Origin of the sequence: Pseudolactococcus piscium (assembly GCF_002441695.1) — a bacterium.
In the GTDB taxonomy this organism is placed as follows: domain Bacteria; phylum Bacillota; class Bacilli; order Lactobacillales; family Streptococcaceae; genus Pseudolactococcus; species Pseudolactococcus piscium.
Genome location: NZ_JXJW01000012.1, coordinates 16,478 through 42,266, shown reverse-complemented (window position 1 = coordinate 42,266; position 25,789 = coordinate 16,478). Strand labels below are relative to the sequence as shown.

Genomic DNA, 25,789 nt, shown 5'->3' with positions numbered 1-25,789 from the left:
AGCAGGTTTTTAACAAATTGGGATAAGCGATAGCTTGGTAGCGCTTTAAAAAAATAAAAATACCTATCGTTTTTTTATGCTATTTTTGATATAATAGTTTTGTGATGTAAATCACAAATAATGAAGAACGAGGAATGTGGTATGAAAAAATGGCAAAAGGTGGTTACGGGAGGACTCACTTTACTAGCGGTAGTCGCACTGGTCGGATGTGGTGGTAAGAAAACGGCTGAAAAACCTAAGGCAAGTAAATCAGATGCAAAAGCAGCAGCATCTGCTAAAAATAATTATACGCCGATAGCTGATATGAAATCTGACTATGATATCGTCATCATTGGTGCAGGTGGCGCAGGTATGACTGCTGCCATGGAAGCCAAAGATGCAGGGATGAATCCAGTCATTTTGGAAAAAATGCCAGTTGCAGGTGGCAATACCTCAAAATCTTCTGCAGGCATGAATGCATCAGAAACGACTGTTGAAAAAGCACAAGGTGTTGCTGATGACAATCAAAAATTCTTTGATGAAACCTTAAAAGGTGGTGGTGGGACAAATGATCAAGCTCTACTGCGTTACTTTGTGGATCATTCAGCAAGTGCTATCGATTGGCTAGCTAAAAATGAGATTGTCCTTGATAATCTGACGACGACAGGTGGCATGAGTGTCTCTAGAACACATCGCCCTTCAGATGGTTCTGCTGTAGGTCAGTACCTTGTCAAAGGCCTTGAAAAAAATATTAGAAGTAGAGACATTCCCCTATTTGTTAATAGTGATGTCACTAAAATAATTGAAAAAGATGGCAAAATTTCTGGCGTTAAGGTAAAAGTTGATGAAACTGAGACCAAAACGATCACTACTAAAGCAGTGATTGTGACAACAGGTGGGTTTGGTGCTAATAAAGAGATGATAAAAAAATATCGTCCTGACCTGAAAGATTATGTCTCTACTAATGCAGCAGGTTCAACAGGCGATGGCATCAAGATGATTGAACAATTAGGTGGTGATACGGTTGATCTAGATAAGATTCAAATCCACCCAACTGTCTTTAAGAAAACAGGCTATTTGGTAACAGAAGCGGTCCGTGGTGAAGGTGCTATCTTAGTGAATAAAGCAGGTAAACGCTTTACGAATGAGATGAACACACGTGATAAGGTTTCTGCTGCTGAACTCAAGCAACCTGGTAAGTCAGCTTACATCGTCTTTGGAGATAAAACAAAAGCAGCGGTTAAAGCAATTGACCAGTATATGTCAAAAGGCATGGTCGTTTCTGCTAAAACCTTAGCAGAATTGGCAGAAAAAACAGGCATTGATAAAACTGAGCTTGAGAAAACAGTTAAGACATGGCAAACAGCTGTTGCTACTAAGACAGATCCTGAATTCGGCAGAACAACTGGTATGACAAACGATATTGATGGCACCTACTATGCGATTGCAGTTTCACCAGGTATTCACCATACCATGGGTGGCGTGAAAATCAATACTGAAACACAAGTTTTGAAGAAAGATGGCACAGTCATCAAGGGACTATATGCGGCTGGTGAAGTCACAGGTGGTCTTCATGGCAGTAATCGAATTGGTGGTAATGCAGTAGCCGACATCATCATTTTTGGTCGTCAAGCAGGTACACAGGCAGCGGCATATGTCAAATAAGAGTGGTTAATCTATAAATAGACGCATAAAAAATAGCGCTCATGAATGATGAGGGCTATTTTTTATAAGTTATAAGGATAGATCTAGGTTAACACATTATTTCTTAGCTGAGCTGCCAGACGTACCTGCTTGACTGAGGTTTAGTTCTGGGTGCAGTGCTTGGAAACTTTGTGTTTTCCAGAGGTCTTTCGTTGTCTTATCACCATTTTGGGAGAAGATAGAGGTTGACGCATCACCTAATTTTTTCTCGATGACTTTTGCTTTTTGGAGACCCTTAGTATAATTATAGTCGTTAGGATCAATGGGTTTCAACCCATCACTAGGCCAAAAGCGGAGTAAATCTCCTGTGGTAATTGCATCAGAAATTTTTAATTGTTCTTCTGATTGTTTATTATTTGCATCTATTTGTTTTTTGGTATCCGGATCGGGATTGGTGATCTCTTCACCAGTAGCCGTCTTATAAATACGACCAGAGTAATTGGTTAAGGTTGAAGATACCCAGTTATCGGTATTTCGCATGGCCAGTAAATTACGATGATCTGGACTGAGTAAGTCTTGACCTAATTGTGGGTATTTGCTGTTGTCAATGCCTAACAAATGTAAGAGAGTAGGTAGGTTATCTATTTCTCCACCAAATGTATGGTCGACACGCCCTTTATCCATGCCAGGTACAACAATCATATAAGGTACACGTTGTAGCATGGCATCATCATAGCTTGACCAAGTCTCTTTGTTTTTACCTAATAGCTCTGCCAACTGAGGATTTCTAGAATTAGAAATACCGTAGTGGTCGCCATAAAGGACAATGACTGAGTTTTTATAGACATCTGACGCTTTCAGATAATCGAAGAATTCCTTGACTGCTGTGTCTAGATAGTTAGCAGTTGCAAAATAACCATTTATGGTATCATCACTAGTCGTTGCGAGTGGGAAGCCACCTTCATCACCAGCAAATTTAACGTATGGATAGTGGTTAGATACTGTAATGAATTTAGTATAGAAAGGTTGTTGTAGGTGTTCTAAATATTCAATAGAATCACCAAATAAGAATTTATCATGTAAGCCATACTGGAATGAGTTTGACTTATCAACGTTGAAATAGGTTTGATCAAAAAAGTAGTTATAGCCTAATCGTTTATAAGTTTCATTTCGATTCCAGAATGAGCCAACGTTACCATGGAAAACAGCAGATGTATAGCCCCCTACTTGTGACAGAATATCTGGAGCTGATTGGAAGGTATTTTTACCACCGTTACTAACGAAAAATGAGCCCTGTGTAAGTCCGAAAAATGAGTTTTCCATTAATGTTTCAGCATCTGAGGTCTTACCCGCTTTAACTTGATGGAAAAAATTATCAAAAGCAAAAGTCTCTTTTGAGCCAAACAAGGAATTTAGAAAAGGCGTCACTTCATACTCTTTTTCCTGTTTTGTTGTTGGATCAATGGCTTTTAGCTTGTAATTGATCAAAAATTGTTGGAAACTTTCAAGGTGGATATAGATCACGTTTTTGCCTTTAGCGATGCCAAAAGTATCAGGATTTGGTTTCGCGTGGTTGTCGCTAACATATTTTTGAACTTCAGCCACATCAGTAGGCTTAGCTTCTTTACGCACTTGGTTCGTTTTATAGGTATTAATCCCATCATAAACAGTAAAAGGTACAAGTCCTAGGTAGCGGACCACATAGGTATTTGAGAAGCCGCGACTTAAGAGTTCTGGTCGATCAATTTCCGCCATAAAAAGATTGACTGTAAAGGCAAGAATGGAAAGTGAGGTAATGGCAAATCCAGCTCGTTTACTAAAGGCACGGTGGTCAAAACGGATGACCTTTCGCCACATTAAGAGACCAATGATTAGAAAATCGATTACGAAGAACAAATCTGTAAAATTGAACAAGTTCAGTGCAGATTGTCCTAAACCTGCGGCCACTTTACTTGATGCTAGCATCGTATTAACGGTTATAAAGTCAGTAAACTCACCGAAATAAGTTGCATTTGAAAATAGCCAAAGCGTTAGTATAAAATAAATCACCAGCGAAAGACTGTAGTAGAGCTTAGTATTCTTGACATATAAGGCAAGACCAAGCAATAAAAGGGTGCTTGCCAAGGGGTTGAGGATGGCGAGCAGTATTTGAAATGAATTATCAAAGTCTAAATCAAATTTGAAGAAGTAGGCAAATAAGGATTTAAGCCAAAATAGTAGGACTAGAAAAGCAGTAAATCCGAGTCTCGTCGAGACAATGTTTGAAAATTTTTTTAACAAGTTAATCTGTTCCTTTGGGTAGCAGTACACGGGTGATAAGCTGAAGCAGCTAACACTTCCGATAACTACAAATTTTCTCTAAAATATCTTTCTTCATTTTACGCTATTTTCACTTTTTTGGCAAACAATGACCTATTTATTTTCTGATGCTGTCATAATTATCGCCTAAAGTCATGGCAAGTTGAAGTGATTGATCCGGTTCACATTTTTGCTATCCGCTTGTTTCCCCTTATGAGATAGCTTTCTGAGCTGTTTTCGTGTATAATATTAACTAATGACTAAACTAACGATAAATAAATTTGCCGCAAAAAAAATAGCTGATGGTATCTCAGTTTTGGATGCACATGACTTCCCTGTACAGACACATATTGAGGGCTTTGCTGAGTTGTATTTTGAGAAACAATTCTTGACATCAGCCTACTTTTCACGTCAAAACAAAGGGATTGGCTGGACGATTAAAACAAGAGATTTTGTTGCTCTCTTGACAGATGCTAAGCATAAACGTTATCCGTATTACCAGGATACTGCAACGACTGCATTTCGTGTCTTTAATCAAGATGGGGATGACTTTGGTGGCTTCACGATAGACATATATGATGAATATGCGCTTTTTAACTGGTATAATGCCTTTGTCTATTCGTTGAAACAAGAGATCATGACAGCATTTAAACAGGTTTTCCCTGAAATATTAGGTGCTTATGAAAAAGTTCGCTTTGAAAGTAAGCTACCGATTTCAAGTCATATTTATGGCCAATCAGCGCCAGATAAATTTATAGTCCTTGAAAATGGCACACGGTATCAAGTCTTCTTAAATGATGGCTTGATGACTGGAATCTTTTTAGATCAACATGATGTGCGTGGTGCTCTCATTGATGGACTAGCTGCTGGAAAAGACATGTTAAATATGTTTTCTTATACAGCAGCATTCTCTGTAGCAGCCGCAATAGGTGGCGCTAAGTCAACCGTATCAGTCGACCTAGCAAAACGCTCACGTGAGCTATCAGAAGCCCATTTTAAGGCTAATAATATCCCACTAGATGCGCACAAATTTCATGTCATGGATGTATTTGACTATTTCAAGTATGCGGCTAGAAAAAACTTACACTTTGATTTGATTGTTTTAGATCCACCTAGCTTTGCTAGAAATAAAAAGATGACGTTTTCAGTGGCTAAAGACTATCACCAATTAATAGCAGATGCGCTACCCATTTTAAACAAGCATGGTAAGATTATCGCATCGACCAATCATGCCAGACTAAGCAGAGCAGATTTCTTAGCTGAACTTAAAAAAGGGTTTGGCAATCAACGATTTGAGATTGTCCAAGAATTTAGCTTACCGGCAGATTTTACGGTCAATTCAGTAGATTCACAGTCTGATTACTTGAAAGTCTTTGTGTTGGAGATGAAGTAACTATGAAAATTGTTGTCCCAATCATGCCAAAGAGCTTGGAAGCAATTGCGCGACTCAGTTCTGATCAGTATCAGGGTGCGGATTTGATCGAATGGCGAGCAGATTTTTTAGCAATCAGTGATCTAGATCTTGCAGCCAGTAAAATTAAAGACAAGTTTCCTGATCACCCCATTATTTTTACATTTAGGACAGAAGATAAAGATGAGCAGCTTCTGTCTGATGCTGACTATGCAAGGTTAATTGATAAATTTGCATCAGAGTTCGCCTATATCGATATCGAAGTCTTACGATTTCCTGAGATTTCTCTTCCCAAGAACGCAATCGCTTCTTATCATGATTTTGACCAAATTCCAGAAAATCTAGCAGATATTTTAGGCAAGATGCAGGCTAGACACCCTAAAGTTGTGAAATTTGCTGGTATGCCGCAAGATAAAAAAGACGTGATCAGATTGATGTCAGAAACATTGACTTTTTCTGAAGTACATCCTGATCAGATCATTGTGACCATGGCTATGGGGGAACTTGGCAAAGTAACGCGTCTGGTTGGGGATAGCTTTGGAAGTAGCTGGACCTTTGCTGCTGTTGATGCAACAAGTGCCCCAGGCCAGTTAAGTTTAACTGAAATGCGTCAGCTACAGCATATTTTATAGGTAAAATAGCGTGTAATTTGAGGCTATACAAATATTAAAAAAGTTCGGCTCTCTGATGAAGAGCTTTTTTGGTGTTTAATCATAACTATTCTATTATTGACATTAATAAACACTAGAAATGACTAAGTATCAAAATAATAAAAATAAAGCGTTTTCATGTTGTTGTTGACAATTAAATAACGAATTAATATAATAATATTATACAACTAATTTATTATGTGGAATGCGATAAGATATATGATATAAATTAGTACATAACTGGCGTATAAGTTCCGCTTACCACGCACACTAACCAGTCGTGTTATATAGGCAAACACGATGACTATGGTCGTAGAGGACGCATGTAATGAGTTGACGTATGCTAAAATGCTATCTATTCCCATTATAGAATTGGCAGCTCAAAACCTCCGAGAGTAAATGGACCATAATATGGATCTGATTCAAGAAACCAACTATTCCAAATGGTACTTAATTGATGGTTTCTTGTGTATCTGATTTGAACTTTTGTACCTAGCTACATCCACTGTATTTTTAAAGTGAAATTGATGAGGTGAAAGATGTTACAAGATGCGCAATCACAAACAATTGGTAATTATTATAAAGGAATTCGTGAGGAACGAGGCTATAGTCTAGGAGATGTTGCAAGATCAAATGATAATCTTTCTAAGTCACAAATTTCTCGGTTTGAGAGTGGTTTAAGTATGTTGACAACGGATAGATTTTTATTGGCGATTAAAGCGATTAATATGACACCCAATGAATTTTTTGCGTTGTGGGCGGAGGAACCAAATCAGTACCAAGCTTTTGGTAATAAAATTATGGCTTATGAGATAACAAAAGACATAGTAGGACTGAAAAAATTAATTAAGGGAAATGCTAAGTTAAAAAGGGATAAATTCTTTAATATTTTGACAAAAGCAGTGATACTAGACCTAACTGGAAAAAATCTGTTAACAAAAGTAGAGCAAACTTTTTTGAATAGACATTTCAATAGGATTTCCCAGTGGACTATGTTTGATATTAGCATCTTTAACCGTTGTCTAGCACTTCTTGATGAAGAGGAAGTTTATGACTTGGGACAAGATATGCTAGATAGTGAGGAATTATCTGTTCTTTTTATCCAGAATAGTGATGGTGTCAAAAAAACTGCTATTAATCTATATATTTTTTTAATTAGCAAAGGATGGTACAGGCGAGCGGAGCGAATTAAAGAAATATTAGATGACTTCATTACAGAATGGGACCTGGAGGAGAAAATATCACTTCATATTTTTAAAAAAGTTTCAAGGTATAAACAAAAAAATAATCCTGAACTTTTGATTGACATTCAGGATGATATTGATAGGTTAAGAAAATTTGGTGCAGTGGGTATAGCTGAGCGGTTTGAAAAAATACTGAATCTTATCATTAATGCTTGACCATCTGCATCCTCTCTCATAGTTAATCCGTTGACTATATCATTAAAATTTATTGATTTACTAACTGTTGCATAAACATGACAGTTCAGCACCAAGTGTTGTGTTTATGCAATTAGACTGAAAATTTTAACAACGTATGTTAGAATGAAGTTATAGGATTTTATTCTAATATGCTACCTATTTGTGTTTCCGTCCTGATAACATGTATAGAACGTTTATCTCTTTGCTAAGTTCTAAAACCTAAGTAATTGACCTTAGTTTACTTGATATCTTATATTGACGGTTGACTAGTCAGACGTTACATTTAAATTTAGTCGTGCTAACATGATGCTACTTTTACTTAAAAGTATTTTGATTAAGTCATCTTGGTTATATGGATGAGATAAGATAGGGCTATGAAATCCTTCCTGATAGTGCAATGAGCTAATGCTCATGAACGCCCTTTAGCTAGAGTAACCTCTAGTTTATAATTTGGAGGAAAAACAAATGATGACTCATTATTTTCAGATGCTAGATCAGAAATATCAAAAGCAGATTGTGGTTGAATGGATTTTTTGGATAGTAGCGTTGCTGTCTCTTGTTGCAGTAGTCGGTTATGGTGTCTATTGCACTTGGAGTGGCGGAAGTTTTACGGGTAGCCTTAAATTTGGCATACCAAATTTAATTTCTGTCTCAATCGGTTGTAAAAGGTAAAAGCGGGAGAGGAGAGACCTTTTTCTCTCCATTTTAAATCACATGATTAATATAGAAAACCTTGAAAAAAGATATGATGACCCAATTTTAAAGGGTATCAATGTGACATTTGCTGAAAACAATGTCAGTATTATTGTTGGTGTCAATGGTAGTGGTAAGTCAACGTTATTTGATTGTATTGTTGGTTTGAAAAAATTTTCAGGAACGATATGGATAGATAACTTTGAATCTGGTAGCTATGCCTATAAATCAAAATTATTTTACTTGCCATCTGATTTTTACCTACCTGAGTTTATGACTGGTAGAGAGTACGTATCATTTGTTTTAAAACAATATGCTAGTTCAGACAGTTGGCAAGTCGATACGCTATATGAAATCTATGGTATGGCAGAAAAAAGTCATGCACTCATTGAAACTTACTCATTCGGCATGAAAAAGAAGATACAATTGATTGCAGCAATCGCAGTAAAAACAGATTATCTATTAGCAGATGAAATTTTTAGTGGGTTGGATTTTGAGACAACCCTACTGACACAGGAAATTTTTAAACAAATGTCGAAGGATACTGGTATTGTGCTAGTAACGCATTCAAAAACGATTCTTGAGCGTTTTTCAGAACATGTTTTCTTGATGTCCGATGGAAAACTTGAAAAATACGCCGATGACATCATAAATTTAGAGGAAACGATTAAAGAAATGGAGGTAGTGAATGATAAAAGACGCCTCATCAAAGCGTATTTTAACACTACTTGAATTGTTTTATAGCAATTCTTTTAGGAGTCTTGTCAAGCACCCTTTTTTCAAAAAAAAGCGTAATCGTTATATTACCTGCACCATGATTTTAATCTTATATTTTGCCTATTTTTATTATAATATGGTCGAATTAGCTAAAATAAGCATGGTAAATCAAAATATCTCTTTGGCAGTCATCGTTAAAGGTCAGCTGATGACATTTTTTAGTGCGTGTTCATCAGCGTTTTTTTTCGGTGTCATTCTCTATCTATTTGTTGTAAATACAGTAGCCTTGGATAAAGTTTCTTTATTTTTTGCAAAATCATTACCTTTTGAGGAAAATGAAATTCAATTGAGTTTTTTGATATTTAAATTTTCTATCATGATTGGCCTATATGAATTTATCATGCTAATTATTACACCGATGATGACACTCGTGACATCATCCAAGCTGTTATTTATTTTGATTTGGCTTATTTTACAGGCTATTTTTATCTTGACTTGTATCTGTCTAGATTTTTTGTATAAAAAGATGACTACTTTTACTAAAGGTAAAGGTAGGGTGATCGTCAAGTATACCGTTGATATTATTTTACTGTTGAGTGCTCTGCTCTATTATTTTCTATTCAGGTATAAATTAGAAGAAAAACTGAGTGGATTTACAACACATATATCAGTTTTGATAAGACTTGTATGTCTGAGTATTTTATTGCTGTTGCTCTTGAGTTTGCTACTGATTAGGAAATTTATTTTTCCAGAACAGATATTAACGACTAGTAAATATATCAAAATTGGACCGACAATAAAAAATTTGTTATCTAGTAATCTCATATCCTTACTCAGAACCAAAAATAATTGGTATGTTTTATTTTTAATGATTGCTTTTGTTGTTATTTTATATGTCAGTCAGGATTTTAAACAGTTAGGGACTATCTTACAAATGATTTTGGTATTTTCAGGTATTTTTTGCTTGCCGTTTTATGATAACATGAGCCGATTTAGACAGTTATTTACTAGCTATTCAATTTCTTTGAAACGAGATATCGGGTATCAACTCATGATGCTGATTATCCTCGTTTTACCATATGTTATTGTCAGTTATGATAATTATCTTAACTTGCTACAGCCTATATGGGTTGCGCTAACCTCCCTTATTTTAGGCTATTTATTTCCTAAATCTGATGGCATATTAAATGAAACAACACAAATGATTATTTTAGCCATGACGATCATGATCTGCTTTATTTTGTGGAAAAAACCTGAGCTGACAAGTTTTATCATTGTGGCTCAGTTATTTTTATTCGCATACGTCATTAAAAAGGAGAGAGCCGTTGGAGAAAAATAGTCGTATTTTTACAATTGCAACTGTATCGTTTTTATTTATTTTAGTATTTGAGACCTTATTTGAATTGTTTCAAGTAAAGGGAACTCAAGTAAGGGAGACTTTATTAGGTGTGAAAATCAGTAATGTCGATACGGCAACTGAGATGACGACAACATTTGCATTAACTTTTAAAGTGTTTATAAGTTACCTGATAATTATTGGTATTTTCTTCATTATTAAGAAAATCTTTGATTTGAAAATGACTAGTAAATGATTATTTTTTTAACAAAATTTATCCTATCCATTGTGCTATCTTTAATGATACATGAATTATCACATTTTCTTATGGCAATAGTGCTGGGCTATCAACCACATATACAGAGAAATGGGATTTTAAATTTTGCTGTTACTTATCTTAATCAACAAAATGATAAACATAATTTAATGATAGCAGCTATTGCACCAGTTATGTCAATAATGGTGGGTATTTTATTACCTAATGGTCAAAATTTGTTGCTATTAAAACTATTTTGTTTGAGTAATATCTTTAATTTACTACCTGTGACCTCAGATGGAGAGGTCATCTTGTTATCTATAATAAATATATTAAGAAAGAGACGTAATGAAAAAAGCCCTTAAACTGCTAATCGGTATTGTGATGATCATCATCATGATTTGTCTTGGTGGTTATTATCTGGCCAAAAAGCAAGTTACATCTGAAGTTTATCACGATAAAACCTCGCAAATGATACGAGAATTACCTGAAGTAAGTCTAAAAAAACTTTCTGATAAACAGCAGGGTCTTTATTACTTTGGTTTTCCTACTTGTTCTTGGTGTTTAGCGCTATTACCAGTATTTGATGAGAGATTAGAAAAATTAAATGTCAAATTATTAGTTGTAAACATACGGGCTGAGGATTATACAAGTCAAGATAATATACTTCTTGAAACGTTTTTTATTAAGTACACATCAGAGAAACGCTTGACAGTTCCCTTTGTAGTTGCTATCAATTCAAAAGGTGAGGTAAAGACACATATCGGAACAGTTGACCGACATGATGCGACTAAAGAAAAAATGACTAAAAAACAAGTTGAAACATTGCATACTGTCTTGGATAGTTTGATTTTGTTTAGCAATAAATAAAAATAGGTACAAATTAGTTAAGCCACTAAAGCTATCCGAAGATAAAGTTGCTTACTTTTGACACTGTATTGTTAGTTTTTTATGAACGTCACGAACATCTTACTAGCATCAATACCACAAACCCCACATCAAGACATTTGATGTGGGGTGATCATTTTCGCGAACTTTTTTTAATATTTTTTCAAATATATTTTATCAATCTTGTGGGTCTTATCCTTATGTAGAATCACCTCAGCGCGACTACGTGTGGGTTCTATATAGTCTCTCAGGTTAACTAAATTCACCTTTTTCCAAGTATCACGTGCTATTTTTAGTGTTTCATTAGCTGGTAGTGAGGTAAACTGATGATAGTAGTTACTTGGATTTTGTTTAGCCAGGTCTAGGAAGGTTTTAAACCGTTCCAGATACCAGCGTTCGATATTCTGTTCTTTAGCGTCAACGTAGATCGAGAAATCGAAAAAGTCATTGATATAAAGTTGTTTGTTTGCACCACTTTGGAAGACATTAATCCCTTCAACGATTAGGATATCTGGTGCTTTAACCAATTCTTTTTCAGGCAAGATATCATAGGTTTCATGAGAATAGACGGGGATACTGACATCTTTTCCAGACTTGATTGCAAGTAGAAAACTGATTAAGCTTTCCATGTCATAAGATTCAGGGAAGCCTTTTCGATCAAGGATACCTCTCTCAGATAGGGTTTCCTTAGGATATAGAAAGCCATCTGTGGTCACAAGCGCTACAGTAGACGTTTTAAACGTCCGTGATAGAAGCAGCTGTAGTAGTCTGGCTGTAGTAGATTTACCAACAGCTACAGAACCGGAAATACCGATAATAAAGGGTTGTTTTTCAGTAATCTTCTGGAGAAATAGGCCTTTTGAAAAATTAAGATCACGCATCGTTTTCTTGTAAATACGAATGAGTTGTACGAGTGGTAGATAGACATCATTAACATCTTGAAGACTGATTTCATCGTTAATCGATTTGATATTATCAAGTTCTTTTTCAGTCAAAGCAGGTAAGCTTTTTTTATATAAATTTTGCCAGATACGGCGGGTTATTTTTTCGTAGTTAATCAGTTCAGTTTCCATAAAAGTAATTTTACCATATTCCCATTTTAATTACCAGAATGCGCTTACACAAAATGAGATTAACTGGAAAAGGGAGGGATATATCACAGAAATCAGTCCATATCGTATCAGATCACGTCATAAAATATGCTATAATAAATAGATTGTTCAAACTCAGGAATGGCAGGGAATAGCTAAAAGAGTAGCAAATGGCTTGCCAGATAAACGTTAAGGGGGTTAAAAAGTGAAAATAGCAGTATTTGGTGACTCCATCTCGACACATATAGAAATGGAAGTGATGACGCAAACGTTGCTGACTAAAGCAGGTATTTCAGCGCAAGTTGAACGTTTTGCTGTCGCAGGAGAGGATACGAATGCGGCCATGAACCGGCTAGCAGGTGTGGTCGCGTCAAGAGCTGATTATTACTATATCTTCTTTGGTGCAAATGACGCAGCAGTTCACAGACAGATATCTCCTAGTCAGTTTGCTGATAACCTAACCACATTTGTCACAGCACTTGGTGCAGGAAAAACGACGATTTTGACCCCATCCTATGTTAGTGAAACAGCTATCGCTAAGACACAGAAGATGCTAGGCCGGACAAATGCAGGATTTGTGGCCTATGTCGAGGTAGCTAAGCAAGTGGCTAGTCAAACAGGAGCAGGCCTGATAGAGCTAAATCAAGCCATGCTTGCAAGTCCAAATCCAGATGAGTTAATCGTATCAGATGGGGTTCATTTTACGACTAAGGGCTATCAATTAATCACATCACTGATTGCAGCTGATGTTAGGACTAGGGAGTTTAAAAAAGAGCATGTCTAACCAATTTCAAAAAATGTACTATGCAGAAAATCCAGATGCTGCACATGATATTCATCAACTTGATACTGAGTTATTAGCGCAAAACGTATCATTTACAACCGATGCTGGTGTCTTTAGTAAAAAAGCCATTGACTTTGGGAGTCAAGTGCTTTTAAGTGCGGTTAATTTTGAGGCAAAGTCAACTTTATTAGATGTTGGCTGTGGATATGGCCCTATTGGCATTACCTTAGCTAAAGCACAAGGGGTTATCCCTACCATGATCGATGTGAATCTACGTGCCCTTGCCTTATCAGAGAAAAATGCTGAGAAAAATAAGGTCACAGCAACTATTTTTCAGTCAAATCTATACGATAAAGTGGTAGGCACTTACGATAACATCATCTCAAATCCTCCTATCAGAGCAGGAAAAGACGTCGTTCATGGTGTCATTACTGGGGCATTTGACCACCTTAACTTGGCTGGTACACTGACCATCGTCATTCAGAAAAAACAAGGGGCACCTAGTGCCAAGGCGAAAATGGCAACAGTGTTTGGCAACTGTGAGGTCATCAAAAAAGATAAGGGCTATTTTATCTTACAGGCTATTAAAGAAGACACGATTTAATCCCGATATACTAGGGTAGGATTCATATTAATCCCGGTTAATATTGACACCTAAGACTGTCAAGTGACCGTTTGAAATTAATTTAATCACGAGAGACGCAAATTCATTTGCTGACATCTCGTGATTTTTTTGTTCAATCCACCAGTTTACCGTACCGATGAAGATACTTGTGATATAGGATACGACAAAATCAGTCGGAATCTTCAAGTCCTCATTTCGGACATCTAAGCTGTCAAAAATTTCTGAGTATCTTTCAGAAAGAATCGTCAGCAATCTTTTGGATAAAATTTCCTTATTACTATGTGTGATGAAAATTTTAGCTAAATCAGGGTTTTCATTGACAAAGTCATAGAATTTAGTCAAGGCACCCTCTATTTTTTTGACGTTTATCGCATTTTCTTCCACTAAATTTTCAGTATCTAAGACATCTGCAAAATCGCCTAAAAATTTGTCTATAATGTTTTCAAAAAGATCAAATTTATCTTTGAAATGACTGTAGAATGTCGCACGATTGATCATCGCCTCATCTGAGATATCATTAATTGTAATTTTATCAAATGTCTTGCTACCCAATAATTTAATAAAGGCTTGTGTAATCAGTTTGTTGGTGCGCTTAACACGTAAATCAATTTTTTTTGTCATCATTTCCTCACTATTTTTAAAAATCAGCCATGGTTATGCAACACTTTGTTGCTTAGTGTTGTTTTACCAACAGTTTAGCACATTTTAACGGTTGCGCGCAAGTCGAATTACTTGTAAAATGAACTTATATATGATAGACAACAGTGTGTTGTCTATGGCATGTATCAAATTAGGAAAGAAGTGTTTATGTATAAAGCAGGGATTGATGTTGGCTCAACAACAGTGAAAATGGTCGTTTTTGATGATAACTATGAGATGAAATTCTCTCGTTATGAACGACATTTTTCAGATGTGAAAACAGCCACCATCAAAGTGCTCCAAGAGATGATGTGTGAACTGGGTGATATTCCCTTCACTTTTTCGATTACAGGGTCAGGTGGTATGGGGCTATCTGATGTGATCGGGGCAACCTTCATTCAGGAAGTTATCGCCTCTACTTTAACGATCGAAAAATTTATTCCACAAACAGATGTGATGATCGAATTAGGTGGAGAAGATGCCAAGATGACCTTCTTTGATGGGGCCATGGAACAGCGGATGAACGGGTCTTGTGCTGGTGGAACGGGTGCCTTTATCGACCAAATGGCGGAACTATTAAAAGTAGATGCTGCTGGCGTGAATGAGCTTGCTAAAAACTATCAAAATCTTTATCCGATCGCCAGTCGGTGTGGTGTCTTTGCCAAAACAGATGTGCAACCTCTATTAAATGAAGGGGTCCGTAAGGAAGACATCGCCGCAAGTATCTTTCAGGCTGTTGTCAATCAGACCGTTGCTGGATTGGCCGCGGGTCGCAGAATAACCGGGAATATCGCCTTTTTAGGCGGACCACTCTATTTCATGAGTGAACTCCGCAAACGGTTTATCGAAACCTTGAATATCAAACCTGAAAATGTTGTATTTCCTGAACATCCACAACTTTTTGTCGCCATGGGTGCTGCACTAGACGAAGAAAATGCTACTGAATTTTCTGCGTCACAAATCATTTATCAATTAGAAAATGACAACTCTGAAAACTTAGTCCCGCAAGATACGATGGATGTCTTGTTTGAGAGTGAAGCAGATTTAGCAGCCTTTAGAGCCAGACATGCCAAAGCATCAGCTGCGCATAAATTACTTTCTGAGCATCGTGGTGCAGCCTATCTTGGGATTGATGCTGGATCGACCACGACAAAACTTGTCTTGATCGATGACGAAGGCAATCTATTATTTGAGCATTATGGGTCAAATAATGGTGATCCACTTGAATCAGTATTGACCGTCATGACAAGGCTGTACAACGAAATGCCCGATGATGTTTATATTGCCAAATCAGCTGTCACAGGATATGGGGAACAGCTGATCAAAGCTGCGATAAAAGTCGACATCGGTGAAGTTGAAACCATGGCCCACTACAAAGCAGCTGACTTTTTCCAACCTGGTGTCGACTTTATCATCGACATCGGTGGGCAAGATATGAAGGCGATGAAGATTCGGGATGGGGCCTTATCAAGCATTCAGCTAAATGAAGCCTGTAGTTCTGGTTGTGGCTCTTTTATCGAAACCTTCGCCAAGTCATTGAAATATGACGTTAAAGAGTTTGCCCAAGCAGCTTTGTTGACCAAACATCCAGTTGATCTCGGCTCAAAATGTACGGTCTTTATGAACTCGAAAGTCAAACAGGTTCAAAAAGAGGGGGCGACTGTTGGTGACATTTCTGCTGGTTTGTCGTATTCTGTTATCAAAAATGCCCTTTATAAAGTGATTAAGGTCAAACGTCCAGAAGATTTGGGAGACAAAATCGTCGTTCAAGGTGGGACTTTCTATAATGAAGCTGTTTTACGTGCCTTTGAAAAGATATCCGGTCGTCAAGTGGTGCGTCCCTCTATAGCAGGACTCATGGGGGCATACGGCTGTGCCCTAATTGCCATGGAAAATGGGTCAGACGACACAGGTCTCTCTACGATTCTTGATTTGGCATCACTGCAAGCTTTTAAGACAACAAAAGAATTTACGACCTGTGGTCTCTGTGAAAACATGTGTAAGATGACCTTGACCGTTTTTAATGATGGCTCTAAATTTGTCTCTGGTAATCGCTGTGAGCGTGGTGCAGAAAAGGCCATGCAGATTAAAGTAGATAAACGCGATAAAAAAGTTAACCTCGTTGACTATAAATATAAAAAACTTTTTAAGTTTAAATCGTTGAGTAAGAAAAAAGCGATGCATGGGGAGATTGGTATTCCACGTGTCTTGAATATGTATGAAAACTACCCACTCTGGCATACGCTGCTAACTGATTTAGGGTTTAGAGTTGTCTTATCGCCAAAATCAGATAAGGCACTCTATGAAAAAGGGATTGAGACGATTCCATCTGATACCGTTTGCTACCCTGCCAAACTGAGTCATGGTCACATCATGAGCTTGATAGAAAAAGATGTCCCAACGATTTTCTATCCGTCTGTCTTGTATGAACGTCAAGAAGATGCTAGTGCCCAAAACCATTATAACTGCCCAATCGTCCAGTCTTACCCTGAGGTCATTAAAAATAATATCGATGAAATCAGAAATGGTCAAGTTGGCTATATTCATCCTTTCATCAACTTAGCTGATCCAGACAATATGACCAACAACCTCTACCAAGCTTTGTCAGATTTTGAGATCACAAAAGCAGAGGTTTCAGCTGCAGTCAAACACGGCTTTGAAGAGATGGATGCTTTCAAGCAAGACATTCGAGAGCAGGCAGAAGACCTGATGATGCAGATCAACTTAAATCATGAAAAAGCCATCGTCTTGTCTGGCAGACCCTATCATTTGGATCCTGAAATCAATCATGGTATCGCAAATATCATCACCCAAGAAGGCTTTCATGTCTTGACTGAGGATGCCATTGCCCATTTATCAGAAGTGGGTGGCTTACGTGTGGTGAACCAGTGGGTCTATCATTCACGCTTGTATGGTGCTGCACGTGTCGTTGCTAAAAATAAAAATCTCGAACTCGTTCAGCTCAACAGCTTTGGCTGTGGTCTGGATGCGGTCACAACCGACCAAGTCGAAGAAATTATGCAAGCCCATCACAAACTTTATACTGTCTTAAAAATAGACGAAGGGTCAAATATGGGGGCGATTCGGATTCGCTTGCGGTCACTTAAAGCGGCGGTAAACGAACGAGACAAACGCCCTCAACTGGCAGAAATGGCTGAGGCTGACTATCATGAAATGGTCGAAAGTCATCCCCTTTTCACAAAAGAAATGAAACAAAAGCATACCTTACTCATGCCCATGTTGTCGCCTATTCACCAAGAAGGCTTGATCGATGAAGCCTTCAAACAATCAGGCTACAATGTGGTCCTATTACCAGAAGATAAGGCAGCCATCAACTCAGGGCTTAAGTTTGTCAATAATGATTCGTGCTACCCAGCAATTATTTCGATTGGTCAATTAATACATGCCCTAGCATCAGGTGACTATGATGTCAATAACACCTCAGTTTTGATGACACAAACAGGTGGTGGTTGCAGAGCGACTAACTACATCCCCTTGCTCAGAAAAGCACTCAAGGATGCTGGCTTTGCACAAGTCCCTGTTGTCTCCCTATCGATGGGTAATAAAGGGACTGAGCAGTCAGATGGTTTTAAGTTGACTGTACCGCTCATGGTTCGTGTCGTGATCGGCGCGTTATACGGTGACTTGTTTGAGCGCGTGGTTTATCGGACAAGACCTTATGAAATCAGTAAGGGTCAGATAGATGCCTTGCATGCTAAATGGCTTGAAAAAGCCAAACACAACATGAAATCAGGGTCAATATTTGAATTTAATCGTAACATGAAACAGATTGTCCGTGAATTTGATGAGATACCGCTACGTGATATCAAAAAACCTCGCGTTGGTGTTGTTGGTGAGATCCTGGTCAAGTACTCTAAAACAGCCAATAATGACATCGTCAGCATCATCGAGTCTGAAGGTGCAGAAGCCGTGGTACCAGATATCATCGGCTTTATGAACTACTCATTATACAACCAAATCTGGAAATCAGATAACCTTGGCATGGGTAAAAAAGCCAAATACTTTGCGCGTGCCTTTATCAATATCATTCAGATGATGGAAAAACCTATGAATAAGGCACTCAAAGCTTCCAAACGTTTTGATGGGCTTCATTCCATAGATGCCTTAGCAGCAGATACTGAGAAAATCATCTCGATCGGTAATCATACGGGTGAAGGCTGGTTCTTGACAGGTGAGATGATTGAGTTATTACAGGATGGTGTGGATAATATCGTCTGTCTCCAACCCTTTGGTTGCCTACCCAATCATATCGTAGGTAAAGGGATGACCAAGGAATTACGCCGTCAATATCCTAGAGCAAATATTGCACCGATTGATTATGATCCATCCGTATCGGTTGTCAATCAGCTCAATAGAATTCGCTTGATGATGGCAACAGCTAAGAAACAATTGAAAAAAGATATGGAAATGCATGTCTAACCTATAGAAAACTGTCACTAGGCAGTTTTTTATATTGCTTAAATCTATAGCAAAAGGATATAAATAGCGATTTAGTTATAGATTTTGACTATAGTTAGCTAGGGATTTTTAGTATTATACAAGAGACTGATTTTTACTTATAATAGACCTATCAAGCAAGTTGATAACAGCACATATTTTTATCATGCTGTTAATTAGATATACCATATAAAAGGGGATAAGTAGATGAGTGAAAAATTTCAAATTATAGGTAGTTTGTTGAGACCAAAAGGTTTACTTGACTATAAGAACCAGATTCAAGTAAGAGATGATATTACCTATCCCTTTTATGAAGATTTTGAAGGCTATCAAGCGACTGAAACACAAGCTATTCAGGAGGTCATTAAAAAGCAAATTGACCATCATATCTCGATTGTTTCAGATGGTGAGTTTTCTAAGTCCCTTTGGCACCTGGACTTTGTCTGGGGACTCAAAGGTGTTCGTCGTTTCCTAGCAACGCAGGGCTATCTCTTTAGAGATACGGATGCAGCGCAAGACTATGAAACACGTCGTGACATCGGCTTGACCTTTACTGAAAAATTAAGTGGCAAAAATCATCATTTTATTGAGATATACAAAGAAATTTTGGCTAATGCTGGTGATCATACGACTAAATTATGTATCCCATCTCCTTCTCATATTTTTGGGGAGTGGTCATTTACACAAGAGGCAAAAGCGACGCAAGAAAAAGACCCAGAAGCCTACTATCATGATGCATCTGACTTTAAGGCCGATTTAGCAGCAGCCTATAAGGAATTTTTATCAGAGTATGTTGCCATTGGCGGAAAAATCATCCAGTTTGATGACTGCCTATGGGAAAGATTCTCAGCAGATAATCCACATTCTACCTTAAATGATGAAGCGAGTGATCAAGAAAAAAATGAAGCCTTGGCACAAACTTTTATCGACCTTAATAATGATGTGATAGACTATGGTCATAGTCTTGGCTTAGCCGTTTGGACGCATAATTGTCGTGGTAACTATGATTCTAGATACTTGAGTGGTGGGTCATATGAAACGATAGCAAATCTATTTTTAAAACAACAACATTACGATCGCTTCTTTTTGGAATGGGATGATGAGCGTGCAGGTAACCTCTCAGCACTTGACGTATTTAGAGACAGACCTGAGACAGAAGTTGTGCTAGGATTTTTATCAAGTAAGACAGCAACGTTAGACGACGAGGCGCGCGTGATTGCCTTACTTGAACAAGCTAGCCAAATTATCCCTAAAGAACGTCTCTACTTGTCTCATCAATGTGGGTTTGCATCTTGTGATAGTGGCAATGAGCTATCAGAAAGCCAACAATGGGCAAAAATTGACCAAGGTCAAGCACTTGCGTTAGCCTTCTTTGGAGAATAACTAATGAAAAAAACTAGCTGAGTCTAGTTTTTTTGTTGACTGACATGCTTTTAGGCACTATACTAAAGATGAGATAGTTTGAGAAAGAACAGAAATTAGCTTAAATCAGATATGAGGAGAAGAAAAAATGACGGAAGCCGAATTAAAAGCCCTCTTACATGATACGCCTGAAATCATTGCTATCTTAAACATCATTAACCGCTTAGGATTGGCTGATGCTTGGTTAGCTGCCGGCACGATTCGAAACTTGATTTGGAATTATCTATCAGGTTTGCCACTTTTTGATCAGCAAACGGATGTTGATGTCGTGTTTTTTGACAAGCTGATATCTTACGAGCAAACTAGAGACATTGAAGCATCCCTGCAAGCTGCCTATCCGACTTATGACTGGGAACTGAAAAATCAAGCACACATGCACTTGCATAATCCTAATACACAGCCTTATCTCAGCGCTTGTGATGCCATCACAAGGTTTCCCGAAAGATGTACAGCGATTGGTATAAAAGGATCAGCCGATGGTGAGATTACGCTATTTACGCCTTACGGCTTATCTGATATTCTTGCCTTTATCGTCAGACCAACCCCTTATTTTTTAGAGAGTCCAGAGAAGCTAAGCATTTATCAAGCGCGTCTTGCCAAGAAAAATTGGCAAGAGAAATGGCCTAAGGTGACGATTTTACAAGGTAACTAAAAAAACTAAACGTCATCTGTTTAGTCAGATCGCAAAAAACCTCACCCATTTTCTGAGTGAGGTTTATCTGTTGTTTGAAAGTATTTTTGGGGGATTAATCTAGTTATTATGACATGGCACTTGTTGGCCAAATTTATAGAACTGTGATTTATCAGAAAAGTCCGCCATGTATGACCCGTTTAGGCCAGCTTTTTGCCCAATAACACTTAACTGAATGGTTAGTTTTTCTGCTTCAGAATCAAATTTAATTTTCCCTGTAGAAGCAGTAATCCGAATATATTGCGTTAATTTATTGATTAATCTCTCTGGATGTTTTTCGTTATCTAGTCGTTTATCAACTTGTAATAAAACATCCAAAATATCTAAAATTTGTATAGACTTATGATCACGTTTTTCTAAAATATGATATAACTCCATAACGATCCCTTTTTCTAAAGCATTCACCATTTTAAGCGTCCCCATTCTCGTAAGATCTAGTCTTAACTGTTCATATCGCATCCTTCTTTTATGTTTATTATTTAAGCACTATCTTTTGAAAAAGTAAAACAATAACTAGGGATATACCAATCACATGGCTATTTTTATGTCTTGTCAAAACTAAGTATGGCTAGCGGATGGGGTTTTGTTCTTATAACTGAAACTAAAGGTCTATGTTTCTTTTTATATACCTGACAGATCTTGTCAGCTTACCTCTGTTATGATAATGGTATAATGAAAAGGATAAAAGGTGATTAAAATGACCTATGAACTTGTGACACTAGCAGATAAATTAGTTGTGGGAATTACGGATCGGACCAATAATGCTGCGCCGGATATGGGTGAAAAGATTGCTCAGTTATGGCAGCGCTTCTATAGTGATGGTCATGTTGACAAAATTGCGCATCGGGTAGACCATGTTGCACTAGGTATTTACACGGATTATGCATCTGATGAAAAAGGCGACTATACGGTGATGGTGGCATGCCAAGTGACTGAGCCAGGTAGTCGCTTTGAAACGCGGGTGATCAAGGGCGGTAAGTATGCTAAATTTGTTGTCAAAGCAAGTCAAGATCAACTCGTTTCAAAAGTCGCAGATGCTTGGACGGCTATTTGGCAGATGCCCCTACCTCGCTTATTTGCCGCAGATTTTGAAGCCTATCAGGTGGCCGATGGTAAGCAAGCTGAGGTCCATATTTACATCAGTTTAAGGAGTGAGTTAGCGGATGCAGACAAATCGACTATTTGATATTATTTATATACTGTTAAACCAAGAGCGGATAACCGCTAAGGCCTTGAGCGCGAGATGTGAGGTGTCCATCCGAACGATTTATCGGGATATTGATCGGCTCAGTCAGGCTGGGATTCCTATTTATACGCAAAAGGGAGCTGGTGGCGGTGTTGGTCTCTTATCTGATTTTGTACTGAATAAAGTGCTACTGGATCAAAAAGAGAGAGAGACCGTCTTACAGGCACTTGAGACAATGGCTGCAGTTAATATAGAGACAAGAAATGTCGATGTCTTACAAAAGTTATCAGCGTTTTTTGGTAAAATCAGTGAACCCTGGTTAGCGATCGACTTAAGCACCTGGTATGAGACAAGTGACCAGTGTTTCGATCTTTTGAAGCACGCTATTTTTGACACTAAAAGCGTCAGGTTTAACTATTTTAATAGTAAGGGTGATCTATCGACTAGAGAAGTGGAACCGCTGCAACTTGTCTTTAAGAGTATGAATTGGTATCTTAAAGGCTATTGCTTAACAAGATCTGATTTTAGACTATTTAAGCTAAGCCGAATGACAAGTTTAATCATCAGCTCACAGCAGTTTACTAGGCGAGAGATGGTAACGACAACACGGCCTTTTGTTGACCCACGTGAGATAGAAACAGTTCATTTGGTCATGGAGGTAGCAGCAGGAGTCGGCTACCGAGTTTATGATGATTTTCCACTTGACTCGATTAGCAAATTAGCAAGTGGTCATTTGCTAGTTGATGGCGAATTTCCTAGGGGCAAGTGGCTCATTAACTATATATTATCCCTAGGAGAGGCAGCTAAGGTGCTATCACCTACAAGCTTAAAAAAAGAGCTAGTAGAAACAGTAGAAAGTATGAGGCAGTTATATCATGAGCAGACCAACGATTAAAGCAGATTTACTCACAGCGAGTAGGACGAGTTATGAGCAGATGATGGCCTTGTGCCACCAGTTAGCAGATCCAGAAGTCGACTTTTCCTTTGTCATAACTGACAAGATGACAGAGGTCCATTGGCAGCGAGATAAAAATGTAAGAGATGTACTGATCCATTTATATGAATGGCATCAGTTGGTATTAACCTGGGTTAGGGCAAATCAAGCAGGACAAGTTCAGCCATTCTTTCCAGCCCCTTATAACTGGCGAACTTATGGCAAGTTAAATCAAACTTTTATAGCGCAACATCAGGAAACTACGCTAGCAAGCGCAGAAGCATTATTGGCCAACAGTCATCAGGAAATGATGACATTAGTTGACGCTTTGTCAAATGAAGCTCTCTTTACCAAGCAGTATTTTGCTTGGACAGGGACGACGTCCTTAGGGAGTTATTTTGTATCATCCTTATCCAGTCATTATGATTGGGCAAGTAAAAAAATAAAGAGACAACTCAAAGCAGATAAAAGCAAATAGCAGCTTCCAACATCGGCTTGTTGTAAGCTGCTATCAAAGTAAGTTAATGGGGCTGATTTTGATCATTTTTAGCGGGTAAAGACTGCATCAGCTCAAAGAAGTAGGCTGCATTACCAGTGCTAAAATAGTGGTACCAAGCAGACAAGGTGTCGACCTCAAATACCCCTATTTGTTCAAGAATTAGTTTTGTCCATAACACTCCAGCAGTGCTATTTGCAGTGATGAGGTTATGATCTGATACGGCTGGTTCATCTATGTAATGGGGGTGTCCATGGTAGGCTTTAGCAAACATGTCAAGAAAGACTAGGCCATTACTGGTATGCATCCGATCGTCTAGTATGCCAACATTGGCAAGGGCAGCAGTTGCCCCGCAAATCCCTCCTATCGTTGCCCCAGCATCAAGTAACTCGTGCGTTTTGACAAGTATTGCTTGATGTTTCTGCTCATGCCAAGTATCTGCCCCTGGTAATAGTAAGGTGCTGGATGCATTGACCAAAATATCAGCTACCAAGCAGTCAGGTTTGAGTGTAAAACCGCCCATTGTCGTGATGGGGGTTAAGTCATAACTGACTGTTTTAATTGTGATCTCAGGTGCATCTCTTTTGAAAAAGCGTTTTGAGCGTAATTCTGACGTGATGTAGCCGATTTCCCAGTCCGCGAGTGTATCAAGTAGGTAAATATAAACTGTTTTCATGTGTTTCCTCCAATTAATGATGATAGGTTTGTTATATGATAAGTATACCTGTTTATAGCTGACAACAGTGTGGCAGCAATCAATCAATATGACTGCTTTTAAAAAAAGTATTTAAGAAACTAAATTTCATCGTTACTAAGTCTAGATGTTCTGTTGGCATATAGAAAATATTAAGCATTTTTAATACGCTTTTCATTTAAATATGGTAAAATATGTTTGACACTATATGCTAAAAAGGAATATAAAAATGACAGAAAATATTTACGATATCACAATTATTGGTGCTGGGCCCAGCGGCCTCTTTGCTGGTTTCTACGCTGGCATGCGTAAAAATAAAGTACAAATTTTGGACTCGCTTGAAACAGCAGGTGGCCAATTAACAGCCCTATATCCAGAGAAGACAATCCATGATGTCCCAGGCTATTTTGCAGTAAAAGCTGAAGATTTGGTGGCCGATTTGGTCAAACAAACTGCCCAATTCGGCGTGCCAATCAGACTTTCTGAAAAAGTAGTCGATATTACCAAACAAGCTGAAACTGGTTTCTATGAGGTGAAGACAAGCAAAACTAGCTACTTGACCAAAGCCGTGGTCATTGCGACTGGAAATGGCTCGTTCGCACCTAAAATGCTGAAGACTGATGAGCCATCTGTCTTTGATGAAGCCAAACTCCGCTATAATGTTGCTGAAAAAGATCAGTTTAATGGCAAGCATATCGCCATTGCCGGTGGTGGAGATTCGGCTATCGATATGGCTTTGATGTTAGAACACGTCGGCGCATCAGTTAGTCTGATTCATAGAAGAAATGAGTTTCGTGCCCATGAGTCTTCAGTTGATAAGTTGCATGCCTCAAAAGTTGATGTCTTAACACCGATGACGATTCGCAACATTTCAGATCATAACGATGGCCTGATGTTAACCTTGTCTAATGACCATCAACTGGAAGTGGATACGATCATTGTACAGCACGGTTTCCTCAGTAATAATAAGGATATCCGTGCTTGGTCAGTTAATCTGACGATGAATCGCCAGCATTTCTTGGTTGATAAACATTACCAAACAAGTAGTGAAAATATCTACGCCATTGGTGATACAGCAAGCTATGAAGGGAAACTTGGCTTGATTGTCGAAGGCTTCAAAGAAGGGCCGCATGCGGTCAATCAGATCATGGAGAAAATCCAGTCTGGCCAATTAAAGCACGCGCATTCAACATCGATGTTTTAATTAATGTATATATCATACTAACAGTACTTAGGAAAGCCTAGGTGCTTTTTTGTTTATCAAAATCATGAAGTTTCCTAGTAGTAGGAAAAAAAGAAGTTTGCTTGTCATCATGCGGTTGTTTTATAATGAATGTATCAAATAATGAAAATGCTAGAGATGAATCATAACTTAACATATCCAGTTAGTTAGTTTAGTTAATTAAACTCACTAAACTGATTATAAACACCAACAAAATAGTGAAAATATGGAATAAGTCCTAAAGCAACTGATTT

General features: G+C 38.0%; 24 protein-coding genes. 19 read left to right on the top strand and 5 right to left on the bottom strand.

Translation table 11 applies throughout. The features are described from left to right. Positions 1-141 precede the first annotated feature (141 nt). Entirely contained in the window at positions 142-1,644 is a 1,503-nt protein-coding gene (locus tag RU86_RS06790; protein ID WP_096814661.1) for a flavocytochrome c, read from the top strand. A gap of 96 nt (positions 1,645-1,740) precedes the next feature. Here RU86_RS06790 and RU86_RS06785 read toward each other — a convergent pair whose 3' ends face one another. Beyond that, positions 1,741-3,903: an LTA synthase family protein gene (locus tag RU86_RS06785; RefSeq protein WP_096814660.1), complete on the bottom strand. Its 2,163-nt coding sequence runs from the start codon at positions 3,901-3,903 to the stop codon at positions 1,741-1,743. A 274-nt stretch (positions 3,904-4,177) separates the two neighbouring features. On the opposite strand from RU86_RS06785, the gene RU86_RS06780 reads away from it, so the two are divergent. The 9 genes from RU86_RS06780 (at position 4,178) to RU86_RS06740 (ending at position 11,275) form a co-directional block, all read left to right on the top strand. Continuing rightward, positions 4,178-5,314, top strand: coding sequence for a class I SAM-dependent rRNA methyltransferase (locus RU86_RS06780; protein WP_096814659.1), 1,137 nt, complete (start codon positions 4,178-4,180; stop codon positions 5,312-5,314). Positions 5,315-5,316: 2 nt separating this feature from the next. Then, positions 5,317-5,964, top strand: coding sequence for a type I 3-dehydroquinate dehydratase (locus tag RU86_RS06775; protein WP_096814658.1), 648 nt, complete (start codon positions 5,317-5,319; stop codon positions 5,962-5,964). A gap of 557 nt (positions 5,965-6,521) precedes the next feature. Beyond that, entirely contained in the window at positions 6,522-7,382 is an 861-nt protein-coding gene (locus RU86_RS06770; protein WP_096814657.1) for a helix-turn-helix domain-containing protein, read from the top strand. Between the two features lie 486 nt (positions 7,383-7,868). Next, on the top strand, positions 7,869-8,075 hold the full coding sequence (locus RU86_RS06765) for a hypothetical protein (RefSeq protein WP_096814656.1): 207 nt from the start codon (positions 7,869-7,871) through the stop codon (positions 8,073-8,075). A gap of 42 nt (positions 8,076-8,117) precedes the next feature. Further along, complete coding sequence (locus RU86_RS06760; protein WP_096814655.1) at positions 8,118-8,828, top strand: ATP-binding cassette domain-containing protein; 711 nt, start codon at positions 8,118-8,120, stop codon at positions 8,826-8,828. After that, positions 8,785-10,152 (top strand): hypothetical protein, encoded by a 1,368-nt coding sequence (locus RU86_RS06755; protein ID WP_096814654.1) that lies wholly within the window; start codon positions 8,785-8,787, stop codon positions 10,150-10,152. Before RU86_RS06760 ends, RU86_RS06755 begins: the two co-directional genes overlap by 44 nt. Continuing rightward, positions 10,139-10,405 (top strand): hypothetical protein, encoded by a 267-nt coding sequence (locus tag RU86_RS06750; RefSeq protein WP_096814653.1) that lies wholly within the window; start codon positions 10,139-10,141, stop codon positions 10,403-10,405. Before RU86_RS06755 ends, RU86_RS06750 begins: the two co-directional genes overlap by 14 nt. Further along, positions 10,402-10,770: a hypothetical protein gene (locus RU86_RS06745; RefSeq protein ID WP_096814652.1), complete on the top strand. Its 369-nt coding sequence runs from the start codon at positions 10,402-10,404 to the stop codon at positions 10,768-10,770. The genes RU86_RS06750 and RU86_RS06745 overlap by 4 nt, the downstream gene beginning before the upstream one ends. Beyond that, positions 10,754-11,275, top strand: coding sequence for a thioredoxin domain-containing protein (locus tag RU86_RS06740; protein WP_096814651.1), 522 nt, complete (start codon positions 10,754-10,756; stop codon positions 11,273-11,275). The genes RU86_RS06745 and RU86_RS06740 overlap by 17 nt, the downstream gene beginning before the upstream one ends. 170 nt (positions 11,276-11,445) lie before the next feature. Here RU86_RS06740 and coaA read toward each other — a convergent pair whose 3' ends face one another. Then, positions 11,446-12,366: a type I pantothenate kinase gene (gene coaA, locus RU86_RS06735; protein WP_096814650.1), complete on the bottom strand. Its 921-nt coding sequence runs from the start codon at positions 12,364-12,366 to the stop codon at positions 11,446-11,448. A 223-nt stretch (positions 12,367-12,589) separates the two neighbouring features. On the opposite strand from coaA, the gene RU86_RS06730 reads away from it, so the two are divergent. Beyond that, entirely contained in the window at positions 12,590-13,168 is a 579-nt protein-coding gene (locus RU86_RS06730) for a GDSL-type esterase/lipase family protein (RefSeq protein WP_096814649.1), read from the top strand. Continuing rightward, positions 13,161-13,772, top strand: coding sequence for a class I SAM-dependent methyltransferase (locus RU86_RS06725; protein ID WP_245810494.1), 612 nt, complete (start codon positions 13,161-13,163; stop codon positions 13,770-13,772). Before RU86_RS06730 ends, RU86_RS06725 begins: the two co-directional genes overlap by 8 nt. Before the next feature lie 27 nt (positions 13,773-13,799). On the opposite strand, the gene RU86_RS06720 is transcribed toward RU86_RS06725, so the two are convergent. After that, entirely contained in the window at positions 13,800-14,414 is a 615-nt protein-coding gene (locus RU86_RS06720; RefSeq protein WP_096814648.1) for a TetR/AcrR family transcriptional regulator, read from the bottom strand. A 186-nt stretch (positions 14,415-14,600) separates the two neighbouring features. On the opposite strand from RU86_RS06720, the gene RU86_RS06715 reads away from it, so the two are divergent. The 3 genes from RU86_RS06715 (at position 14,601) to RU86_RS06705 (ending at position 20,964) form a co-directional block, all read left to right on the top strand. Next, a complete protein-coding gene (locus tag RU86_RS06715) occupies positions 14,601-18,872 on the top strand; it encodes a 2-hydroxyacyl-CoA dehydratase (RefSeq protein ID WP_096814647.1) in 4,272 nt (1,423 codons plus the stop codon). Between the two features lie 225 nt (positions 18,873-19,097). Continuing rightward, positions 19,098-20,273 carry a cobalamin-independent methionine synthase II family protein gene (locus tag RU86_RS06710; RefSeq protein ID WP_096814646.1) on the top strand — a complete coding sequence of 392 codons (1,176 nt, stop codon included), beginning with the start codon at positions 19,098-19,100 and terminating at the stop codon, positions 20,271-20,273. 127 nt (positions 20,274-20,400) lie between these two features. After that, positions 20,401-20,964 (top strand): nucleotidyltransferase family protein, encoded by a 564-nt coding sequence (locus tag RU86_RS06705; protein WP_096814645.1) that lies wholly within the window; start codon positions 20,401-20,403, stop codon positions 20,962-20,964. A gap of 99 nt (positions 20,965-21,063) precedes the next feature. Here RU86_RS06705 and RU86_RS06700 read toward each other — a convergent pair whose 3' ends face one another. Continuing rightward, positions 21,064-21,462, bottom strand: coding sequence for a bacteriocin immunity protein (locus tag RU86_RS06700; protein WP_245810493.1), 399 nt, complete (start codon positions 21,460-21,462; stop codon positions 21,064-21,066). 238 nt (positions 21,463-21,700) lie between these two features. On the opposite strand from RU86_RS06700, the gene RU86_RS06695 reads away from it, so the two are divergent. From RU86_RS06695 to RU86_RS06685, 3 genes are read left to right on the top strand one after another with little or no spacing between them, the layout of a single operon-like run. Further along, on the top strand, positions 21,701-22,189 hold the full coding sequence (locus RU86_RS06695; RefSeq protein WP_096814643.1) for a GyrI-like domain-containing protein: 489 nt from the start codon (positions 21,701-21,703) through the stop codon (positions 22,187-22,189). Then, positions 22,167-23,084, top strand: coding sequence for a helix-turn-helix transcriptional regulator (locus RU86_RS06690; protein ID WP_096814642.1), 918 nt, complete (start codon positions 22,167-22,169; stop codon positions 23,082-23,084). The genes RU86_RS06695 and RU86_RS06690 overlap by 23 nt, the downstream gene beginning before the upstream one ends. Beyond that, complete coding sequence (locus tag RU86_RS06685; RefSeq protein ID WP_096814641.1) at positions 23,065-23,601, top strand: ClbS/DfsB family four-helix bundle protein; 537 nt, start codon at positions 23,065-23,067, stop codon at positions 23,599-23,601. The genes RU86_RS06690 and RU86_RS06685 overlap by 20 nt, the downstream gene beginning before the upstream one ends. A gap of 43 nt (positions 23,602-23,644) precedes the next feature. Here RU86_RS06685 and RU86_RS06680 read toward each other — a convergent pair whose 3' ends face one another. Continuing rightward, positions 23,645-24,295: a DJ-1/PfpI family protein gene (locus tag RU86_RS06680; RefSeq protein WP_096814640.1), complete on the bottom strand. Its 651-nt coding sequence runs from the start codon at positions 24,293-24,295 to the stop codon at positions 23,645-23,647. A 247-nt stretch (positions 24,296-24,542) separates the two neighbouring features. Here RU86_RS06680 and RU86_RS06675 point away from each other — a divergent pair, with 247 nt between their 5' ends. After that, positions 24,543-25,517, top strand: coding sequence for an NAD(P)/FAD-dependent oxidoreductase (locus RU86_RS06675; protein ID WP_096814639.1), 975 nt, complete (start codon positions 24,543-24,545; stop codon positions 25,515-25,517). Positions 25,518-25,789 lie beyond the last annotated feature (272 nt).

Coding starts and splice junctions, on each gene's coding strand:
- RU86_RS06760 (WP_096814655.1), top strand. CDS start 8,118: ATGATTAATATAGAAAACCTTGAAAAAAGATATGATGACCCAATTTTA.
- RU86_RS06705 (WP_096814645.1), top strand. CDS start 20,401: ATGACGGAAGCCGAATTAAAAGCCCTCTTACATGATACGCCTGAAATC.
- coaA (WP_096814650.1), bottom strand. CDS start 12,366: ATGGAAACTGAACTGATTAACTACGAAAAAATAACCCGCCGTATCTGG.
- RU86_RS06725 (WP_245810494.1), top strand. CDS start 13,161: ATGTCTAACCAATTTCAAAAAATGTACTATGCAGAAAATCCAGATGCT.
- RU86_RS06700 (WP_245810493.1), bottom strand. CDS start 21,462: ATGCGATATGAACAGTTAAGACTAGATCTTACGAGAATGGGGACGCTT.
- RU86_RS06755 (WP_096814654.1), top strand. CDS start 8,785: ATGATAAAAGACGCCTCATCAAAGCGTATTTTAACACTACTTGAATTG.
- RU86_RS06790 (WP_096814661.1), top strand. CDS start 142: ATGAAAAAATGGCAAAAGGTGGTTACGGGAGGACTCACTTTACTAGCG.
- RU86_RS06765 (WP_096814656.1), top strand. CDS start 7,869: ATGATGACTCATTATTTTCAGATGCTAGATCAGAAATATCAAAAGCAG.
- RU86_RS06770 (WP_096814657.1), top strand. CDS start 6,522: ATGTTACAAGATGCGCAATCACAAACAATTGGTAATTATTATAAAGGA.
- RU86_RS06695 (WP_096814643.1), top strand. CDS start 21,701: ATGACCTATGAACTTGTGACACTAGCAGATAAATTAGTTGTGGGAATT.
- RU86_RS06710 (WP_096814646.1), top strand. CDS start 19,098: ATGAGTGAAAAATTTCAAATTATAGGTAGTTTGTTGAGACCAAAAGGT.
- RU86_RS06715 (WP_096814647.1), top strand. CDS start 14,601: ATGTATAAAGCAGGGATTGATGTTGGCTCAACAACAGTGAAAATGGTC.
- RU86_RS06775 (WP_096814658.1), top strand. CDS start 5,317: ATGAAAATTGTTGTCCCAATCATGCCAAAGAGCTTGGAAGCAATTGCG.
- RU86_RS06675 (WP_096814639.1), top strand. CDS start 24,543: ATGACAGAAAATATTTACGATATCACAATTATTGGTGCTGGGCCCAGC.
- RU86_RS06690 (WP_096814642.1), top strand. CDS start 22,167: ATGCAGACAAATCGACTATTTGATATTATTTATATACTGTTAAACCAA.
- RU86_RS06780 (WP_096814659.1), top strand. CDS start 4,178: ATGACTAAACTAACGATAAATAAATTTGCCGCAAAAAAAATAGCTGAT.
- RU86_RS06680 (WP_096814640.1), bottom strand. CDS start 24,295: ATGAAAACAGTTTATATTTACCTACTTGATACACTCGCGGACTGGGAA.
- RU86_RS06685 (WP_096814641.1), top strand. CDS start 23,065: ATGAGCAGACCAACGATTAAAGCAGATTTACTCACAGCGAGTAGGACG.
- RU86_RS06740 (WP_096814651.1), top strand. CDS start 10,754: ATGAAAAAAGCCCTTAAACTGCTAATCGGTATTGTGATGATCATCATC.
- RU86_RS06745 (WP_096814652.1), top strand. CDS start 10,402: ATGATTATTTTTTTAACAAAATTTATCCTATCCATTGTGCTATCTTTA.
- RU86_RS06720 (WP_096814648.1), bottom strand. CDS start 14,414: ATGACAAAAAAAATTGATTTACGTGTTAAGCGCACCAACAAACTGATT.